Source organism: Paracoccus pantotrophus, from assembly GCF_008824185.1.
Taxonomy (GTDB): domain Bacteria; phylum Pseudomonadota; class Alphaproteobacteria; order Rhodobacterales; family Rhodobacteraceae; genus Paracoccus; species Paracoccus pantotrophus.
The window spans coordinates 67,441-82,310 of record NZ_CP044426.1 but is presented as its reverse complement, the minus strand read 5'-3'; the positions used below and the strand labels follow the sequence as shown (position 1 = coordinate 82,310).

Sequence of the window (14,870 nt, the reverse complement as noted above, 5' to 3'; positions counted from 1 at the left end):
ATAGCTGCGACATATTCATTAGCTTGCTAATGAAATTCGCGGAACAGCGGGAAACCCATGCCAGACCGTCCCTTCACGCTCGTCGAATCGCTCATCGAACTGACCCGGACCCTGCGCGCCGCCTTCGAGCAGCGCGTCGAGCAATACGGGCTGACCTTTGCGCGCGCCCGGCTGCTGACCACCATCGGCCGCCACGAGGGCGCCAGCCAGGCCCAGCTGGCCGCGATCCTGGGCATCGAGACGCCGACGCTGAAGCGCCTGCTGGACGCGCTGGAGGATCAGGGCCTGGCCGAGCGCCGCCCGATCCCCGAGGATGGCCGCAAGCACGCCGTCTATCTGACCGAGGCGGCGCGGATCGCGCCCCTGCTGGGCTTTCGCGCCGAGGTCGATGCCACGCTGGCCCAGGGCATCGCGCCCGAGGATCTGGCGGTCACGCGCCGGACGCTGGCACGGATGGCGCGGAATGCCGAAGGGCTGCGGCAGGCATGAGCCGATCCCCAGCCGCCCCCGCGGCGCCTGCGCCCCCCGCCGCGGCCGCGCCCGCGCCGCCGCCCTTCGTGCCGATGTCCTGGCCGGCCACGCTGGGCTATATCGGCGCCTCGATCACCATCGGCCTGACGCAGGGGCTGGCGCAGGGCTTCGTCAGCACCAACATCCCGCAGATCGCCGGAGACCTGGGCGCCACCACCACCCAGGCGACCTGGCTGATGGCGGCCTTCATGATCCCGCGCGCCTCGATGCCGCTGCTGCTGATCAAGATCCGCACCCAGTTCGGCCTGCGCCGCTTTGCCGAGGTGGCGATCCTGGTCTATCTGGCGGTATCGCTGGCGGCTTTTGCCATCTCGGACCTGCGCTCGGCGGTGGCGGTGCAATTCGTCGCCGGCATGGCCTCGGCGCCGCTGTCCACGCTGGCCTTCATGTATATGCTGGAGCCGCTGCCGCCCCAATGGAAGATGCGGCTGGGCCTGCCCATGGTGCTGGCCATGGTTGCGACCGGGCCGATGCTGGCACGGGTGATCTCGCCCGCGCTGATGGGCGATCACGGCTGGGACGGGCTGCATTACATGGCGCTGGGACTGGCGGCGGTGTCGCTGGGGCTGGTCTATGCCCTGCCGCTGACCTCGGCACCGCGCGTCAAGGTGATCGCCGCCATGGACCTGGTCAGCTGGCTGCTGATCGCCACCGGCTTCGGCGGGCTGACGGTGGGCTTCATCATGGGCTCGATCCATTGGTGGACCGACGTGGCCTGGCTGGGCTGGGTGCTGGCGCTGTCCATCGTGGCGCTGACCCTGGCCGTGGTGATCGAGCTGCACCGCAAGGCGCCGCTGCTGGACATCCGCTGGCTGGCCAGCCCCGCGATGCTGCACCTGACGGCGACGCTGCTGATCTTTCGCCTGGTGCTGTCCGAGCAAAGCGCGGGCGCGCCGCGCATGTTCCAGGTGCTGGGTGTGACCCAGGACCAGCTGGTGCCGCTGTTCGCGATGATCTCGGTGGCCTCGGTGCTGGGCGGGCTGGCGCTGATTCCCTTCATGAAGCCCGAGCGGGTGCCGCTGTTCCACATCATCGCGCTGACGCTGATCGCCGCCGGCGCCTTCATGGACAGCCATGCCAGCTTGGACACCCGGCCGGCGCAGATGATGCTGAGCCAGGCGATGATCGCCTTTGCCGGCTCGTTCTTCCTGGCGCCGGCGATGATGCGCGGGCTGCTTTCGGCCCTGGCGCGCGGGCCGAACTACATCCTGTCCTTTGTCATCGTCTTCCTGTCCACGCAATCCCTGGGCGGGGCCATGGGATCGGGCCTGTTCTCGACCCTGATCAACCACCGCCAGGCCCTGCATCTGCAAGTGCTGCGCGAGGAACTGACCGCCACCGACCCACTGGTCGCGGCCGAGATCGCGCAGCGCAGCGCCGCCCTGACGCCGCAGATCGCCGATGCCGCGCAGCGCCAGGCGCAGGCGGTGGCGCAGATCGCCCAGGATGCCGGCGCCCAGGCCTATGTGATGGCCTATAACGACGCCTATTTCCTGACCTTCCTGCTGGCGGCGGCGGCGCTTTGCGCGCTGCTGCTGCATCTGTTCCGCGACTGGCTGGCGGCGCGCCGCGCGCCGCTGCCGGCCGGCGCCCAGACCCATCCCGAGCCCGAGACATGACCAGAAACCACCTGATCCCGACCCTGATCGCGCTGGCCGCCGGCCTGGCCGGCCTGCTGATCGTGCTTTACGCCTGGCACCTGCCGCCGTTTCGCCCGGCCCATCCGCAGACCGAGAACGCCTATATCCGCGGCCAGCTGACCACCGTCGCGCCGCAGCTGTCCGGCTATGTCGCGGCGGTCGAGGTGCGGGACTTCCAGCCCGTGACCGCGGGTCAGGTCATCGCCCGCATCGACGACCGGCAATACCGGCAGAAGCTTGCCCAGGCCCAGGCCACCCTGCAAGGTGCCGAGGCGGCGCTGAAGATCCAGGAACAAGGCGTCCATTCCGCCCAGGCCAGCCTGCAATCGGCCGAAGCGGCGCTTTCCGCGGCGCGGGCGGCGCGGGACACGGCGGCCTCGACCTGGGACCGGGCGCAGGCCCTGCAATCGCGCGGCGTGACGGCGCAAAGCTCGGCCGACCAGACCGAGCTGGCGCTGCGCCAGGCCGAGGCCGCCGTCACCCAGGCCGAAAGCGCCATCGCGGTGGCGCGCGAGAACGTCAAGGGCGCCGAGGTCGGGCTGGCCGCGAAACGCGCCGAGATCGCCTCGGCCCAGGCGGCGGTGGAACTGGCGCGGATCGACCTGGACAATACGGTGATCCGCGCGCCCTCGGACGGGCGGCTGGGCCAGGTCGGGGTGCGGCTGGGCCAATATGTCACGGCGGGCACCGCGCTGGTCAGCCATGTCGGCCCCGAAGTCTGGATCATCGCCAATTTCCGCGAGACCGAGCTGCACGGCATCCGCATCGGCGACCGCGCCACCTTCACCGTGGACGCCATGCGCCACCGCGCCTTTACCGGCCGGGTCGAGGCCTTTTCGCCCGCCACGGCTTCCGAGTTCAGCCTGCTGTCGGCCTCGAACGCCACCGGCAATTTCACCAAGGTGGCGCAGCGCCTGCCGGTGCGCATCGCGATCGATCCGGGGCAAGAGATGGCCGAGTATCTTGAGCCGGGCCTGTCGGTGGTGGTGACGGTGGACGAGGGCTCGAACGCCGATCGCTCGGCCCAGGCGCGGCCGATCATGGGACACGAGGGCTGAGCCAAGCGCCAGCGCCGCCGGGCTTGCGCCCCGGGCCGGTGGCCGCTAGGCCATGCGGGCAAGGGCAAGCCCGCTTCCGCCAGCCCGCCGATGGACCGGAGGCAAAGATGCAGATCCCCCTTTCCCGACGCGGCTTTCTGGCGGTATCGCTGGTCGCCATGGCCGCCGGCGCGGCACGGGCGCAGGAAGGCAGGCCGCGCGGGCTGGAGCCGGCCGAGCGGATCGAGCATCCGCGCGCCAGCCATTTCGACCTTGGCCCGGCCGAGGCGCCCTGGCGCATCTTCCTGGGCCTGCCGCAGGTTCCGGCGCCGCGGGGCGGCTATTCCGCGATCCTGGCGCTGGACGGCAACGCGACCTTTCCGATCCTGTGGCATCTGCGCGAGGAACTGGCGCCCGAGGCGCCGGTGGCGCTGGTCGGCATCGGCTATCCGGTCGAGACCCGCTTCGACCCGGCCCGCCGCTGGTTCGACCTGACCTCGCCCGGCAAGCAGCCGGTCCCGGCGCAAGAGGGGCTGCGCGGTCCCGGCGACCGGCCGACCGGCGGGCAGGATGCCTTTCTTCGGATGATCGCGGCGCAGCTGCTGCCCGAACTCGGCCGGCGCCTGCCGCTGGATACAGGCGACCTGACACTGTTCGGTCATTCGCTGGGCGGGCTTTTCGTGCTGAATACGCTGTTCACCCGCCCGCGCCTGTTCGCCCGCTATGCCGCGGCCGATCCCTCGACCTGGTGGAACGCCGGCGAACCCCTGCGCGAGGCCCGCGCCTTTCGCGGCGGCATCCTGGCGGCGGGCGGCCGGCTGGACCCGGCGGTGCCGCTGCTGATTGCCAGTTCGGGAACCGAACCGCCGCCGATCCTGTCGCTGCTGTCCGGGATTCCGGGGCTCGAGCTGGTCCACCGCCCGCACCCCCAGGAAAACCACGGCTCGGTCATCCGCCCCGCCGCGCGCCAGGCGCTGGCGCTGCACCTGGGCCGGCGGGCGGGCTAGGCTAGGCTGCCGCATGAAAAAGGCCGGGCGCAGCGGCCCGGCCCCGATCCCGATGCGGCCGGCTTACACCTCCGGCACCAGCACCTCGCGCTTGCCGACATGGTTCGCCGGGGTGACGACGCCCTGTTCCTCCATCTGTTCGACCAGCCGCGCCGCCTTGTTGTAGCCGATGGCCAGCTTGCGCTGGATATACGAGGTCGAGCATTTGCGGTCCTTGGCGACGATGGCGACGGCCATGTCGTAAAGCTCGGCATCGCCGCCCTCGCCCGAGGACAGGCCCAGCACCTGATCGATGCTGTCGGCGCGCTCCTCGTCCGGGCCCTCGACCACGCCGGACATGTAGCTGGGCGGGCCGAAGCTTTTCAGATGGTTCACCACCTCCTCGACCTCCTCGTCGCTGACGAAGGGTCCGTGGACGCGGGTGATGCGCGAGCCGCCGGCCATGTAGAGCATGTCGCCCTGGCCCAGCAATTGCTCGGCGCCCTGTTCGCCCAGGATGGTGCGGCTGTCGATCTTGGAGGTGACCTGGAAGCTGATCCGGGTCGGGAAGTTGGCCTTGATCGTGCCGGTGATGACATCGACCGAGGGCCGCTGCGTCGCCATGATCAGGTGGATGCCCGAGGCCCGCGCCATCTGCGCAAGGCGCTGGATGCAGGCCTCGATCTCCTTGCCCGCCACCATCATCAGGTCGGCCATCTCGTCGACGATGACGACGATATAGGGGAAGGTCTCGGGCAGGAATTCCTCGGTCTCGAAGACCGGCTCGCCGGTATCCTCGTCAAAGCCGGTCTGCACGGTACGCTTGAACAGCTCGCCCTTGTCCAGCGCCTCGCGCACGCGGCCGTTATAGCCCTCGATGTTGCGCACGCCCATCTTGGACATGCGGCGATAGCGTTCCTCCATCTCGCCCACGACCCATTTCAGCGCCACCACGGCCTTCTTGGGATCGGTGACGACCGGGGACAGCAGATGCGGGATGCCGTCATAGACCGACAGTTCCAGCATCTTGGGGTCGATCATGATGAGCCGGCATTCCTCGGGCGTCAGCTTGTAGAGCAGCGACAGGATCATGGTGTTGATCGCCACCGACTTGCCCGAGCCGGTGGTCCCGGCGATCAAGAGGTGCGGCATCTTGGCCAGGTTCGCCACCACCGGCCCGCCGCCGATATCCTTGCCCAGCGCCAAGGGCAGCGGCTGGGTGCCGTCGCCATAGGCCTTGGAGGCCAGGATCTCGCGCAGCACCACCTTTTCGCGCCGGGCATTGGGCAGCTCGATGCCGATCACCGAGCGGCCGGGCACGGTCGAGACCCGCGCCGACAGCGCCGACATCGACCGCGCGATGTCGTCGGCCAGCCCGATCACCCGGCTGGCCTTCAGCCCCGGCGCCGGCTCCAGTTCGTAAAGCGTGACCACCGGACCGGGGCGGACCTCGGTGATCTGGCCCTTGACGCCGTAATCGTCCAGCACCGCCTCCAGCATGCGGGCGTTTTCCATCAGCGCCTCTTGCGACAGCTGGTGGCGCTCGACGGTGGTCGGCGCGGTCAGAAGCGACAGCGGCGGATGCTCGTAATGGCTGGCCGCGTCGTCGAAGCGCAGCGCCGGCTGCGCCTCGGATTGCGCCTGGCGCGAGGGGGCGGGCTTCTTGGGCGGCACCACCACGCGCGGCGTCTCGGCGCCGAAGGGCGCGGCGGTGACGGGTTCGGCGAAATCCTCGCCGTCCTCATCCTCGCCGGCGCGCAGCGGCGGCTCGTGCCGGGCGGGCGCGGCGCGGGCGCCGGTCAGCCGCGCCGTCACCGCCGACAGCAGCCCCTTGCCCTCGGACCGGGCGCCTTCCGCGCGGCTGCGGATCGCATCGGTGATGCGGGCGCTGACGGCGGCGTTCGAGGGCGGCTCGTCATCCTCGGCATAATGCGTCTCGGGGTCGATCAACTCGGGCTCGGGGGCGAAGTCGCGATCATCGCCCAGGGGCGCCGGCGCCGGGCGCAGGCCCGGCAGGCCGCCGCGGGGCGCCTGCGGCAGGGCGGCGGATGCGGCGCGGCCGACCCGCTCGCGCCGGGCCTCGCTGCGGCTCTTGAGCCCGCGCGCCGCGCCCGAGGACAGCCTTGCGCCGCGATCCACCGCATGCAGCGCCAGGACGCGGGCGGTGGCCAGCCCCTCGCGCAGGAAGGTGCCGATGGTCGTCAGTTCCTTGCGGTCGAAGCCCAGCACGAAAGCCAGGAAGGCGACGGTGCCGATGGCGGTCAACAGTGCCAGCAGCTTGATCGCGACCGATGCCTTCATCGGCATGGCCGACAGCATGCCGCCCATCAGCATGTCGCCCAGATGCCCGCCCAGGCCGAAGCTTTGCGTCCAGGCCGCCGGCGGGGTCATCGAGGTGGCATAGATCGACACCAGCACCATGGCGATGGGCAGGAAGATGCCGCGCATCAGCCGTTCCTCGCCCCGGTGCAGCATCAGCCGCAGGCCCCAGGCCACGGCGCCCACCACCAGCACCCAGGTGCCGTAGCCGGTGATCATGAACAGCGCCGAGGCGACATAGGCGCCGAAGCGGCCCAGATAGTTCTGCGCCGGCTGGTCGGTCGCCGAGAGGAAGCTGGGATCGTCGGGGGAATAGCTGACCAGCATCATCGCGATCAGCACGCCCAGGATGACCAGCCCCGCGCCCAGCAATTCCTTGCCGCGCCGCTCCAGCGCCGCCTGCGTGTTTTGGTCAAACAGCGGATCGCGGTGTTTCGCCTGCCAGCTCGCCATGCGTCAACCCCCTTGATACAAACACATTTTCAGGCGGTTCAGCGCCGCCTCGGTCTGCTCCGCCGGCGCAACCAGCGCCACGCGGATGAAATTCCGGCCCGGATTGCCGGCCTCGCCGTCGCGGGCCAGATAGGCGCCGGGCAGCACCTGGATACCCGCCTCGGCCCACAGCTTTTTCGCCGCGTCCTCGCCGGTGCCGACGCTTTCCGGGACCGGCAGCCACAGGAAAAAGCCGCCCTGCACCGGCTGGTAGCCCGGCACATTGCCCAGCACCCGATCGGCGATGGCGTATTTCTGCTGGTAGAGTGCGCGGCTTGCGTCCACATGGCCCTCATCCGCCCAGGCCATGGCGCTGACCCGCTGCACCGGCAGCGGCAGCGGCGCGCCCGCATAGCTGCGCAGCCGCCGCAACTGCGCGATCTGCGCCGCGCCGCCCGCCGCGAAACCCGAGCGCAGCCCCGGCAGGTTCGAGCGTTTCGACAACGAGTTGAACATCACCACCCGGTCGGCCAGCCCCATGCGCGCAGCCACCGCCAGCGCGCCGGGCGGCGGGGCGTCGCGCCAGATCTCGGAATAGCATTCATCGGCGAAGACCAGAAAATCGTGCCGGTCGGCCAGCGCGATCAGCTCCTCGAGATAATCCTCGGAGGCGATGCTGCCCTGCGGATTGGCGGGCGAGCACAGATAGGCCACGGCGGCGCGGTCCAGCACCGCGGCCGGCAGGTCGGCAAAGCGCGGCAGGTGGCCGGTTTCCGGCGTGGCGGGCACGAAGACGGGCTCGGCGCCCACGGCGGCGGCGGCCACGGCATAGACCTGGTAGAACGGGTTCGGCACCAGAATAGCAGGCTTTTGGCCGTTCTTGCGCTCCGGCGCCAGCGCCAGGGCGGCGTTGAACAGCCCCTCGCGCGTGCCGTTCAGCGCCATGATCCGCTCGGGCGCGACCTCCAGCCCGTGCCGGCGGGAAAGCCAGCCCGAGATCGCGGCCAGCAGTTCGGCCGTGCCCTCGTTCGAGGGATATTTGCCGAAATCGGCGATGCTTTCGGCCATGACCGGGCCGACGAAATCCGGCAAGGCATGGCGCGGCTCGCCGATCGTCAGGATCAGCGGCTCGCCGCCGGGCTCGATGCCCGAAAGAAGCTTCCGCAGGCGCGGAAACGCGTAATCCGGCAGGTTCGAGAACCGCTCGGGAATTGCCATGACTGCCTCTCAGTCGGGGTCGTCGCGCCCCGTTTTGCCGCAAGACTACCGGCAATCCCCCCATGCGTCCAGAGTTTCACCACCAGATTGCCCCCGTCCGTGCCGGATTTGCCCGGAAAAACCACGCTTCAGCGCAGCGCCGCCTCGGCCGCGGCGGCCGCCACCAGCAGCGCGCGGTCCTGGCCGGCGCGGCCCATCAGCATGATGCCGCAACCCGGATGGCCGGTCGGCAGGCTGACCGCCGGCAGGTCCAGCAGGTTGGCGATGCGGGTATTGCGCAGCGTCAGCAGGTTCTCGCGGGCAAAGAACTCTTCCTCGGCCAGCAGCCGGTCCACCGGCGGCGGCAGGATCGGCGCCGTGGGCAGGATCACCGCGTCGAAGCCCGCGACCAGCCGCGCCCAGTCGGCGCGCAGCCGGGCCAGCTCCTCCCAGGCGGCGACGTAATCGGCCGCCAGCACGAACTGGCCGCCGCGAAAACGCTCCAGGATCGGCGGATACATCAACTCGGGCGCCGCCTCGATCTGCTCGCGCCAGATGCCATAGGCCTCGGGCGCGAACAGCAGCGGCGCCAGCACCATGGCCTCGGCCACGCAGGGCGGCGCGGCATGGGTGATGCGGGCACCGGCGCGGGCCAGGCGGTCCACCGCATCCTCGAAGCCGGCGACCGGCTCCTTGCGCGCATCCTCGAAGGGCACACCGTCCAGCACCATCAGCCGCAGTCCGCGCGGATTGGCATCGGCCAGGTCGGCTGCCGGCTCGCCGCGCAGCACGGCGAAAAGCTCGGCGCAATCCTCGACCGTGCGGGCGATGGGGCCGGCCACGTCGAAGCGGCGGCACAGCGGCACGATGCCAGCACCGCTGACCGCGCCCGTGGTCGGCTTGAAGCCCACCAGCCCGTTCCAGGCCGCCGGCACCCGGATCGAGCCGCCGGTATCCGAGCCCACCGCCGCCGCCGCCAGCCCCAGCGCCACCGAGACGGCCGCGCCCGAACTCGACCCGCCCGGCGCCAGTTCCTGGTCGATGCTGTTGGGCGGCGTCGCCGTGCGGGGATTCACCCCCAGGCCGGAAAAGGCCAGCTCGGTCATATGCGTCTTGCCCAGGCAGACCAGCCCGTCCAGCGTCGCCCCGGCCAGGATCGCGGCATCCTGGCGGGGCACGCGGCCTTGCAGCAGGCGCGAGCCGGCCTCGGTCGCGATGCCGGCGCTGTCGATATTATCCTTCCAGCTGATCGCCACCCCGTCCAGCAAGCCGCGGCGCAGCCCGGCGCGGGCGCGGTCATGGGCGGCGATGGCCTCGGCCCGCGCGCGCTCGGGGGTCAGCCGGGCATAGATGCGGTCGCCATAGGGATGGCGGGCCGCGGCGTCCAGATAGGCCTCGGCCTGCTCGACCGGGCTGATGAGCCCGGCCAGGATCGCCCTTCCCTGTTCCGCCGCAGATGCCCTGAGCCAATCCATGCCCTTCCCCCGACCGACAATATCCAGATACCAAATAAGACACAGGCTATCCCGGCGCGGGCTGGCTCGCAATGCGCTTGGCGGCCGCCGTGACGCATGGACATTGCCCGGCCGAAGGTCATATTGCGTCCCATGAGGACCGATTTCGACATCCTGATTGCCGGCGGCGGGCTGAACGGCCCGGCCCTGGCCCTGGCCCTGGCCGATGCCGGCCTGTCGGTGGCGGTGGCCGATGCCCGCCCCGCCGATGCCCGCGCCGGCGACGCCTTCGACGGCCGCGCCTATGCGCTGGCGCTGGCCTCGCAACGGCTGCTGGCCGCGCTGGGGCTGTGGAACGACCTGGCCCCGAACGCGCAGGAGATCCGCAAGGTCGAGGCGACGCAGGGCGTGCCGGGCGAAGGCGCCGGCCCCTTCGGCCTGCATTTCGACGGCGCCGAGATCGAGGAAGGCCGGCTGGGCTATATGCTCGAGGACCGCTTCCTTTACCGCGCGCTGCTGGCCGCGATGCGGGGCCGGGTCACGCATCTGCCCGGCCTGTCCGTCACCGGGCAAGAGGCCGAGGGCGCAGGGATCCGCGCCAGCCTTTCGGACGGGCGCAGCATCAAGGCCCGGCTGCTGGTCGGCGCCGACGGGCGGCAATCGGGCGTGGCGGCGCGGGCCGGGATCCGGCGCATCGGCCATGACTACGGCCAGATCGCGCTGGTCGCGGCGGTCGATCACGAACTGCCGCACGAAGGCACCGCGCATCAGTATTTCATGCCGACCGGGCCGCTGGCGATCCTGCCGCTGCCGGGCAATCGCAGCTCGATCGTCTGGTCCGAGCCCGAGGCCCAGGCCCGCGCCATCATGGATCTGCCGGACGCGGAGTTCCTGGCGGTGCTGCGCCCGCGCTTCGGCGATTTCCTGGGCGAAATCCAACTGGCCGGGCCGCGCTTTTCCTATCCGCTGAACCTGACCCTGGCCGAACGCTACGTCGATGCGCGCGTGGCGCTGGTGGGCGATGCGGCGCATGGCGTGCATCCCATCGCCGGGCAGGGGTTGAACCTGGGCCTGCGCGACGTGGCCGCGCTGGCCGAGGTCGTCGTCGCCGCCCGCCGCCGCGGCGAGGATATCGGCGCCGAGCTGGTGCTGGCACGCTACCAGGACTGGCGCCGACCGGATGCGACGGCGCTGGCGCTTGGCATGGACGGGGTGAACGCGCTGTTTTCCAACGCCAATCCGCTGCTGCGCGCCGCGCGCGAAATCGGCATGGGTCTGGTCGATGCCATCCCGCCCCTGCGGCGCGGCTTCATGCGCCAGGCGGCGGGGCTGAGCCTTGAGCCGATGCCGCGCCTGCTGACCGGGCGGCGGCTTTAGGGAACGCTCACGCCGCCGTCAGCGTTGAAGCACCGCGCATCCAGCGAACGTGATGTGCAAGTCTTTGGAGGATCGGTATCATTCCGCCCATGAAACTGAAAACGCTCGCCCTTGCGCCCGTCCTGTGCCTGGCCATGGCCTTTCCCGCCCTGGCCGAGAAGATTCCGCTGAACGAGATCTCGCGCTATCTCAACAGCCTCAAGACCGCCAAGGCGGATTTCACCCAGGTGAATGCCGACGGCTCGATCTCGACCGGGGTGGTCTATATCCAGCGCCCGCAGCGGGTGCGCTTCGAATACAAGGGCGACCGCACGCTGGTCATGGCCTCGGCCGGCAACGTCGCCGTGTTCGACGGCAAGACGCGCGGCGCGCCGCAGCAATATCCGCTGTCCAAGACGCCGCTGTCGCTGATCCTGGCGCCGAACATCGACCTGAGCCGGGCGCGCATGGTCACCGGCTATGCCGAAAAGAAGAACACCACCGTGGTCACGGCGCAGGATCCCCAGCACCCGGAATACGGCAATATCCAGATGGTCTTTACCGCCAACCCGACCCAGCTGCGGCAATGGGTCGTGACCGACGACACCGGCAAGCGCACCACGGTGATCCTGGGCGACATGCAGACCGGGATGAGCTTTCCCGCCTCGACCTTCGCCATCCAGAACGAGATCGCCCGCCGCCAATAGGCGGGCGAAACGGTCAGCGGCAGGAGGCAAGCTGGCTGCGATAGACCTCGGCCCTGGCCTGGACCTTGCCCGCCACGCCCAGCAGCCAGGGCTTCGAATTGTGCGAACCCCTGGCAAAGCCCGAGCGGCCCTCGTGATAGGCCAGGTATTGCGAGGCGGCGTCCCATTTCGAGATGCCCAGCACCCGCGCCGAATCGTTCATGTACCAGCCCATGAAGTCGGTGGCGTCGCGGATATTGTCGCGCCGGGCACGGCGGTTGCCGGTCTGCTTGCGGTAATCGTCCCAGGTGCTGTCCAGCGCCTGGCTGTAGCCATAGGCCGAGCTTTGCCGGCCGATCGGAATGATGCCCAGCGCATATTGATGCGGCGTGCGGGCATTGCCGATGAATTTCGATTCCTGGTGGATCGTCGCCATCTGCACATGCACCGGCACGCCCCAGCGCCGCTCGGTCGCCTTCATCGCGCGCATGTAGGCGGGCCGCTCTGCCGCGATGGCGCAGGCGCTTTCCAGATTGCGCGGTGCCTTGTAGTTCCCGCCCCCTCCGCAAGAGGCCACCAGCCCGACGATGGCGAGCTTGAGAAACCTGTTCATACTGCCCTCATGTTTTTGCCGGCAGGATAAGCGGAATCCGGGACAGGGCGCAAATGACAAAGGCTCGACCCGGCCTAGCTGGGCAGGACCGAGACCGATTTCACGATGGCGTGGCAGGCGGTTCCCGGCTGCAATTCCAGCGCCTTGACCGAGCGCGGCGTGACCTGCGCAAGCATCCGCTCATGCTGCGCGCCCTGCCCCAGCGCCAGCTGCACCAGCCCGCCCTCGATGCGCGTCACCGCGACCGGCAGCACGTTCAGCGCCGACAGGCCCCGCGGCGCCTCGCGCGCCAGGATCACCTCATGCGCCAGGATGCGCAGCCGCAGCGCCCGCCCCGGCGCCAGGTCCATGCCGGGCAACAGCATCGGCCCGCCGGCGGTGGCCACACGGGTCATGCCGTCGGGTTCGCGCGCCTCGACCGTGGCGCGGATCAGCGCCCCCGCCTCGCGCGCGCCCAGCTGCGGGGCCAGTTCGGGATCGGCCAGGATCGCGGCCAGCGGGCCGGAATGGACCACCCGCCCCTGCCGCATCAGCACCACCGTGGTCGCCAGCCGCAGCACCTCGGGCACCGAATGGCTGACATAAAGGATCGGCAGCCGGATCTCGTCGCGCAGGCGCTCCAGCCAGGGCATGATCTCGGCCTTGCGCGCCTCGTCCAGCGCCGCCAGCGGCTCGTCCATCACCAAGAGCGCCGGGTCAGACAGAAGCGCGCGCCCGATGGCCACGCGCTGGCGCTCGCCCCCCGACAGCGTGCCGGGGCGGCGGTGCAGCAAGGGCTCCAGCGCCAGCATCCCGGTGATGCGGTCGAAATCGCGCGCCGCCCCGCGCCGCCAACGCGAAGGATAGCGCAGGTTCGCCGCCACCGTCATATGCGGAAACAGCCGCGCGTCCTGGAACACGCAGCCGATGCGCCGGGCCTGCGGCGCAAGGTTCGTGGCGCCGTCGAACAGCACCTGCCCGTCCAGCGCGATGCGGCCCTGTTCGGGGCGCATCAGCCCGGCGATGGCGTTGATCGTGGTGCTTTTGCCGCAGCCCGAGGGGCCGAACAGCGCCGTCACCCCGCCGGGCGCCTGAAAGGCCACGTCCAGCGCCAGCCCCCGGAAATTGTGGCGAAAGGCGACCTCCAGCATCACGCCCGCCCCTCGGCGCGCCCGTTCATGCGCGCGGCCATGCGCCAGGCCAGCCATTCCGAGACCAGCACCGCCGCCATGGCGATCACCACCGAGACCAGCACCAGCCGCAGCGCCGCCGCCTCGCCCGAGGGCACCTGCAACAGCGCATAGATGGCCGAGGGCAGGGTCTGGGTCTGGCCCGGAATGTTCGAGACGAAGGTGATGGTGGCGCCGAACTCGCCCATTGCCTTGGCAAAGCCCAGCGTGGCCCCGGCCAGGATCGCGGGCAGGATCAAGGGCAGCGTCACGGTCAGGAAGATCCAGGCCCGCGGCGCGCCCAATGTGGCGGCAGCCTGTTCCAACCTGGGGTCCACCGCCTCGAAGCCCAGGCGTATGGCGCGCACCATCAGCGGAAAGCTCATGATGCCGCAGGCCAGCGCCGCGCCGGTCCAGCGAAAGGCGAAGACGATGCCCAGCGGTTTCAGCAGGCTGCCCACCGGCCCCTGGGTGCCGAAGGTGATCAGCAGCAGGTAGCCGGTGACGACCGGCGGCAGGATCAGCGGCAGATGCACGATGCCGCTCAGCAGCCCATGCCCCGGAAAGCGCCGCCGGGCCAGCAGCCAGGCCACGGCGACGGCCGGCGGCAGGCCGGCCAGCGTGGCGACGGCGGCGACCCGCAGGGACAGCCGCACGGCCTGCCATTCCTGGGGGCCAAGCCAATCGGTCGGGATCATTGCGTGACGGTAAAGCCTTGCGATTCAAAGACCGATCTTGCCGGCTCCTGCGACAGGCTGTCAAGGAAGGCGGCGGCCTGCGGCGTATCGGCGGCCCTGGTCACGGCGGCGGGATAGGTGATCTGCTCGTGGCTGTCGGCCGGGAAGGTCGCCACCACGCCCACGCCCGGCTCGGCCACGGCGTCGCTGCCATAGACGATGCCCAGCGGCGCCTCGCCCGTGGCGACCAGCTTCAGCGCGGCGCGGACGTTGTCGGCCTGCGCGACCTGGCCCTCGACCTGCTCCCACAGGCCCAGCGCGGTCAGCGCCGCCTTGCCGTATTGCCCGGCAGGGACGGAATCGACCATCGCCATGGCCAGCTTGCCGTCGCCCAGCAGGCCGGGCAATTCGGTCACGGCCGCCTCGGCCGGCTTGCCGGTACCGACCAGCACCAGCGTATTGCCCAGCAGGTCGCGGCGCGTCGCCGGGTCGATGTCGCCCGAATCCTGCACCGCATCCATCCACGCGGTCGAGGCCGAGATGAACAGGTCGGCCGGCGCGCCCTCCTGGATCTGCTTGGCAAGCTGCGAACTGCCGGCATAGGAGATCACCACCGTATCGCCATGGCTGGCTTGCCAGTCGGCGGCGATCTCGTCCAGCGCGTCCTTGAGGCTGGCGGCGGCGAAGATGGTGATCTCGTCGGCCTGGGCTGCGGGGGCAAGCGCGATCAGGGCGGCGGCAAGGAAAGACAGGCGCATCGGGCTGGTCCATTCGTTGTGTCTGGACGGACATAA

Annotated in this window: 13 protein-coding genes; 6 read left to right on the top strand and 7 right to left on the bottom strand. The window is 70.2% G+C overall.

Annotation, left to right across the window (positions count from 1 at the left end; all coding sequences use genetic code 11):
- Positions 1-57 precede the first annotated feature (57 nt).
- The 4 genes from ESD82_RS10835 (at position 58) to ESD82_RS10820 (ending at position 4,215) form a co-directional block, all read left to right on the top strand.
- Positions 58-489, top strand: coding sequence for a MarR family winged helix-turn-helix transcriptional regulator (locus ESD82_RS10835; RefSeq protein ID WP_024842678.1), 432 nt, complete (start codon positions 58-60; stop codon positions 487-489).
- Positions 486-2,150, top strand: coding sequence for an efflux MFS transporter permease (locus ESD82_RS10830; protein ID WP_147428244.1), 1,665 nt, complete (start codon positions 486-488; stop codon positions 2,148-2,150). The genes ESD82_RS10835 and ESD82_RS10830 overlap by 4 nt, the downstream gene beginning before the upstream one ends.
- Positions 2,147-3,229 carry an HlyD family secretion protein gene (locus tag ESD82_RS10825; protein ID WP_147428246.1) on the top strand — a complete coding sequence of 361 codons (1,083 nt, stop codon included), beginning with the start codon at positions 2,147-2,149 and terminating at the stop codon, positions 3,227-3,229. Before ESD82_RS10830 ends, ESD82_RS10825 begins: the two co-directional genes overlap by 4 nt.
- Before the next feature lie 107 nt (positions 3,230-3,336).
- The gene (locus ESD82_RS10820) at positions 3,337-4,215 is read left to right on the top strand and encodes an alpha/beta hydrolase (protein ID WP_147428248.1); all 879 of its coding nucleotides are present in this window, start codon (positions 3,337-3,339) and stop codon (positions 4,213-4,215) included.
- Between the two features lie 63 nt (positions 4,216-4,278).
- Here ESD82_RS10820 and ESD82_RS10815 read toward each other — a convergent pair whose 3' ends face one another.
- The 3 genes from ESD82_RS10815 to ESD82_RS10805 all read right to left on the bottom strand — a co-directional run bounded on the left by ESD82_RS10815 (position 4,279) and on the right by ESD82_RS10805 (position 9,617).
- The gene (locus ESD82_RS10815; protein WP_024842682.1) at positions 4,279-6,966 is read right to left on the bottom strand and encodes a DNA translocase FtsK; all 2,688 of its coding nucleotides are present in this window, start codon (positions 6,964-6,966) and stop codon (positions 4,279-4,281) included.
- A gap of 3 nt (positions 6,967-6,969) precedes the next feature.
- A complete protein-coding gene (locus ESD82_RS10810) occupies positions 6,970-8,163 on the bottom strand; it encodes an aminotransferase class I/II-fold pyridoxal phosphate-dependent enzyme (protein ID WP_024842683.1) in 1,194 nt (397 codons plus the stop codon).
- A 128-nt stretch (positions 8,164-8,291) separates the two neighbouring features.
- Positions 8,292-9,617 (bottom strand): amidase, encoded by a 1,326-nt coding sequence (locus tag ESD82_RS10805; RefSeq protein ID WP_024842684.1) that lies wholly within the window; start codon positions 9,615-9,617, stop codon positions 8,292-8,294.
- Between the two features lie 96 nt (positions 9,618-9,713).
- Here ESD82_RS10805 and ESD82_RS10800 point away from each other — a divergent pair, with 96 nt between their 5' ends.
- A complete protein-coding gene (locus ESD82_RS10800; RefSeq protein WP_114669232.1) occupies positions 9,714-10,973 on the top strand; it encodes a UbiH/UbiF/VisC/COQ6 family ubiquinone biosynthesis hydroxylase in 1,260 nt (419 codons plus the stop codon).
- A gap of 89 nt (positions 10,974-11,062) precedes the next feature.
- On the top strand, positions 11,063-11,659 hold the full coding sequence (locus ESD82_RS10795; protein ID WP_024842686.1) for a LolA family protein: 597 nt from the start codon (positions 11,063-11,065) through the stop codon (positions 11,657-11,659).
- Between the two features lie 13 nt (positions 11,660-11,672).
- Here ESD82_RS10795 and ESD82_RS10790 read toward each other — a convergent pair whose 3' ends face one another.
- The 4 genes from ESD82_RS10790 to modA all read right to left on the bottom strand — a co-directional run bounded on the left by ESD82_RS10790 (position 11,673) and on the right by modA (position 14,834).
- Complete coding sequence (locus ESD82_RS10790) at positions 11,673-12,251, bottom strand: transglycosylase SLT domain-containing protein (RefSeq protein WP_024842687.1); 579 nt, start codon at positions 12,249-12,251, stop codon at positions 11,673-11,675.
- Between the two features lie 74 nt (positions 12,252-12,325).
- Positions 12,326-13,381 carry a molybdenum ABC transporter ATP-binding protein gene (modC, locus tag ESD82_RS10785; protein WP_036747101.1) on the bottom strand — a complete coding sequence of 352 codons (1,056 nt, stop codon included), beginning with the start codon at positions 13,379-13,381 and terminating at the stop codon, positions 12,326-12,328.
- Positions 13,381-14,097: a molybdate ABC transporter permease subunit gene (gene modB / locus ESD82_RS10780; RefSeq protein ID WP_024842689.1), complete on the bottom strand. Its 717-nt coding sequence runs from the start codon at positions 14,095-14,097 to the stop codon at positions 13,381-13,383. Before modB ends, modC begins: the two co-directional genes overlap by 1 nt.
- On the bottom strand, positions 14,094-14,834 hold the full coding sequence (gene modA / locus ESD82_RS10775; RefSeq protein ID WP_024842690.1) for a molybdate ABC transporter substrate-binding protein: 741 nt from the start codon (positions 14,832-14,834) through the stop codon (positions 14,094-14,096). The genes modB and modA overlap by 4 nt, the downstream gene beginning before the upstream one ends.
- Positions 14,835-14,870 lie beyond the last annotated feature (36 nt).

Bases quoted from the DNA above. Each gene is read 5' to 3' on its own strand.
- ESD82_RS10835 (WP_024842678.1), top strand. From the start codon at position 58: ATGCCAGACCGTCCCTTCACGCTCGTCGAATCGCTCATCGAACTGACC.
- ESD82_RS10830 (WP_147428244.1), top strand. From the start codon at position 486: ATGAGCCGATCCCCAGCCGCCCCCGCGGCGCCTGCGCCCCCCGCCGCG.
- ESD82_RS10825 (WP_147428246.1), top strand. From the start codon at position 2,147: ATGACCAGAAACCACCTGATCCCGACCCTGATCGCGCTGGCCGCCGGC.
- ESD82_RS10820 (WP_147428248.1), top strand. From the start codon at position 3,337: ATGCAGATCCCCCTTTCCCGACGCGGCTTTCTGGCGGTATCGCTGGTC.
- ESD82_RS10815 (WP_024842682.1), bottom strand. From the start codon at position 6,966: ATGGCGAGCTGGCAGGCGAAACACCGCGATCCGCTGTTTGACCAAAAC.
- ESD82_RS10810 (WP_024842683.1), bottom strand. From the start codon at position 8,163: ATGGCAATTCCCGAGCGGTTCTCGAACCTGCCGGATTACGCGTTTCCG.
- ESD82_RS10805 (WP_024842684.1), bottom strand. From the start codon at position 9,617: ATGGATTGGCTCAGGGCATCTGCGGCGGAACAGGGAAGGGCGATCCTG.
- ESD82_RS10800 (WP_114669232.1), top strand. From the start codon at position 9,714: ATGGACATTGCCCGGCCGAAGGTCATATTGCGTCCCATGAGGACCGAT.
- ESD82_RS10795 (WP_024842686.1), top strand. From the start codon at position 11,063: ATGAAACTGAAAACGCTCGCCCTTGCGCCCGTCCTGTGCCTGGCCATG.
- ESD82_RS10790 (WP_024842687.1), bottom strand. From the start codon at position 12,251: ATGAACAGGTTTCTCAAGCTCGCCATCGTCGGGCTGGTGGCCTCTTGC.
- modC (WP_036747101.1), bottom strand. From the start codon at position 13,381: ATGCTGGAGGTCGCCTTTCGCCACAATTTCCGGGGGCTGGCGCTGGAC.
- modB (WP_024842689.1), bottom strand. From the start codon at position 14,097: ATGATCCCGACCGATTGGCTTGGCCCCCAGGAATGGCAGGCCGTGCGG.
- modA (WP_024842690.1), bottom strand. From the start codon at position 14,834: ATGCGCCTGTCTTTCCTTGCCGCCGCCCTGATCGCGCTTGCCCCCGCA.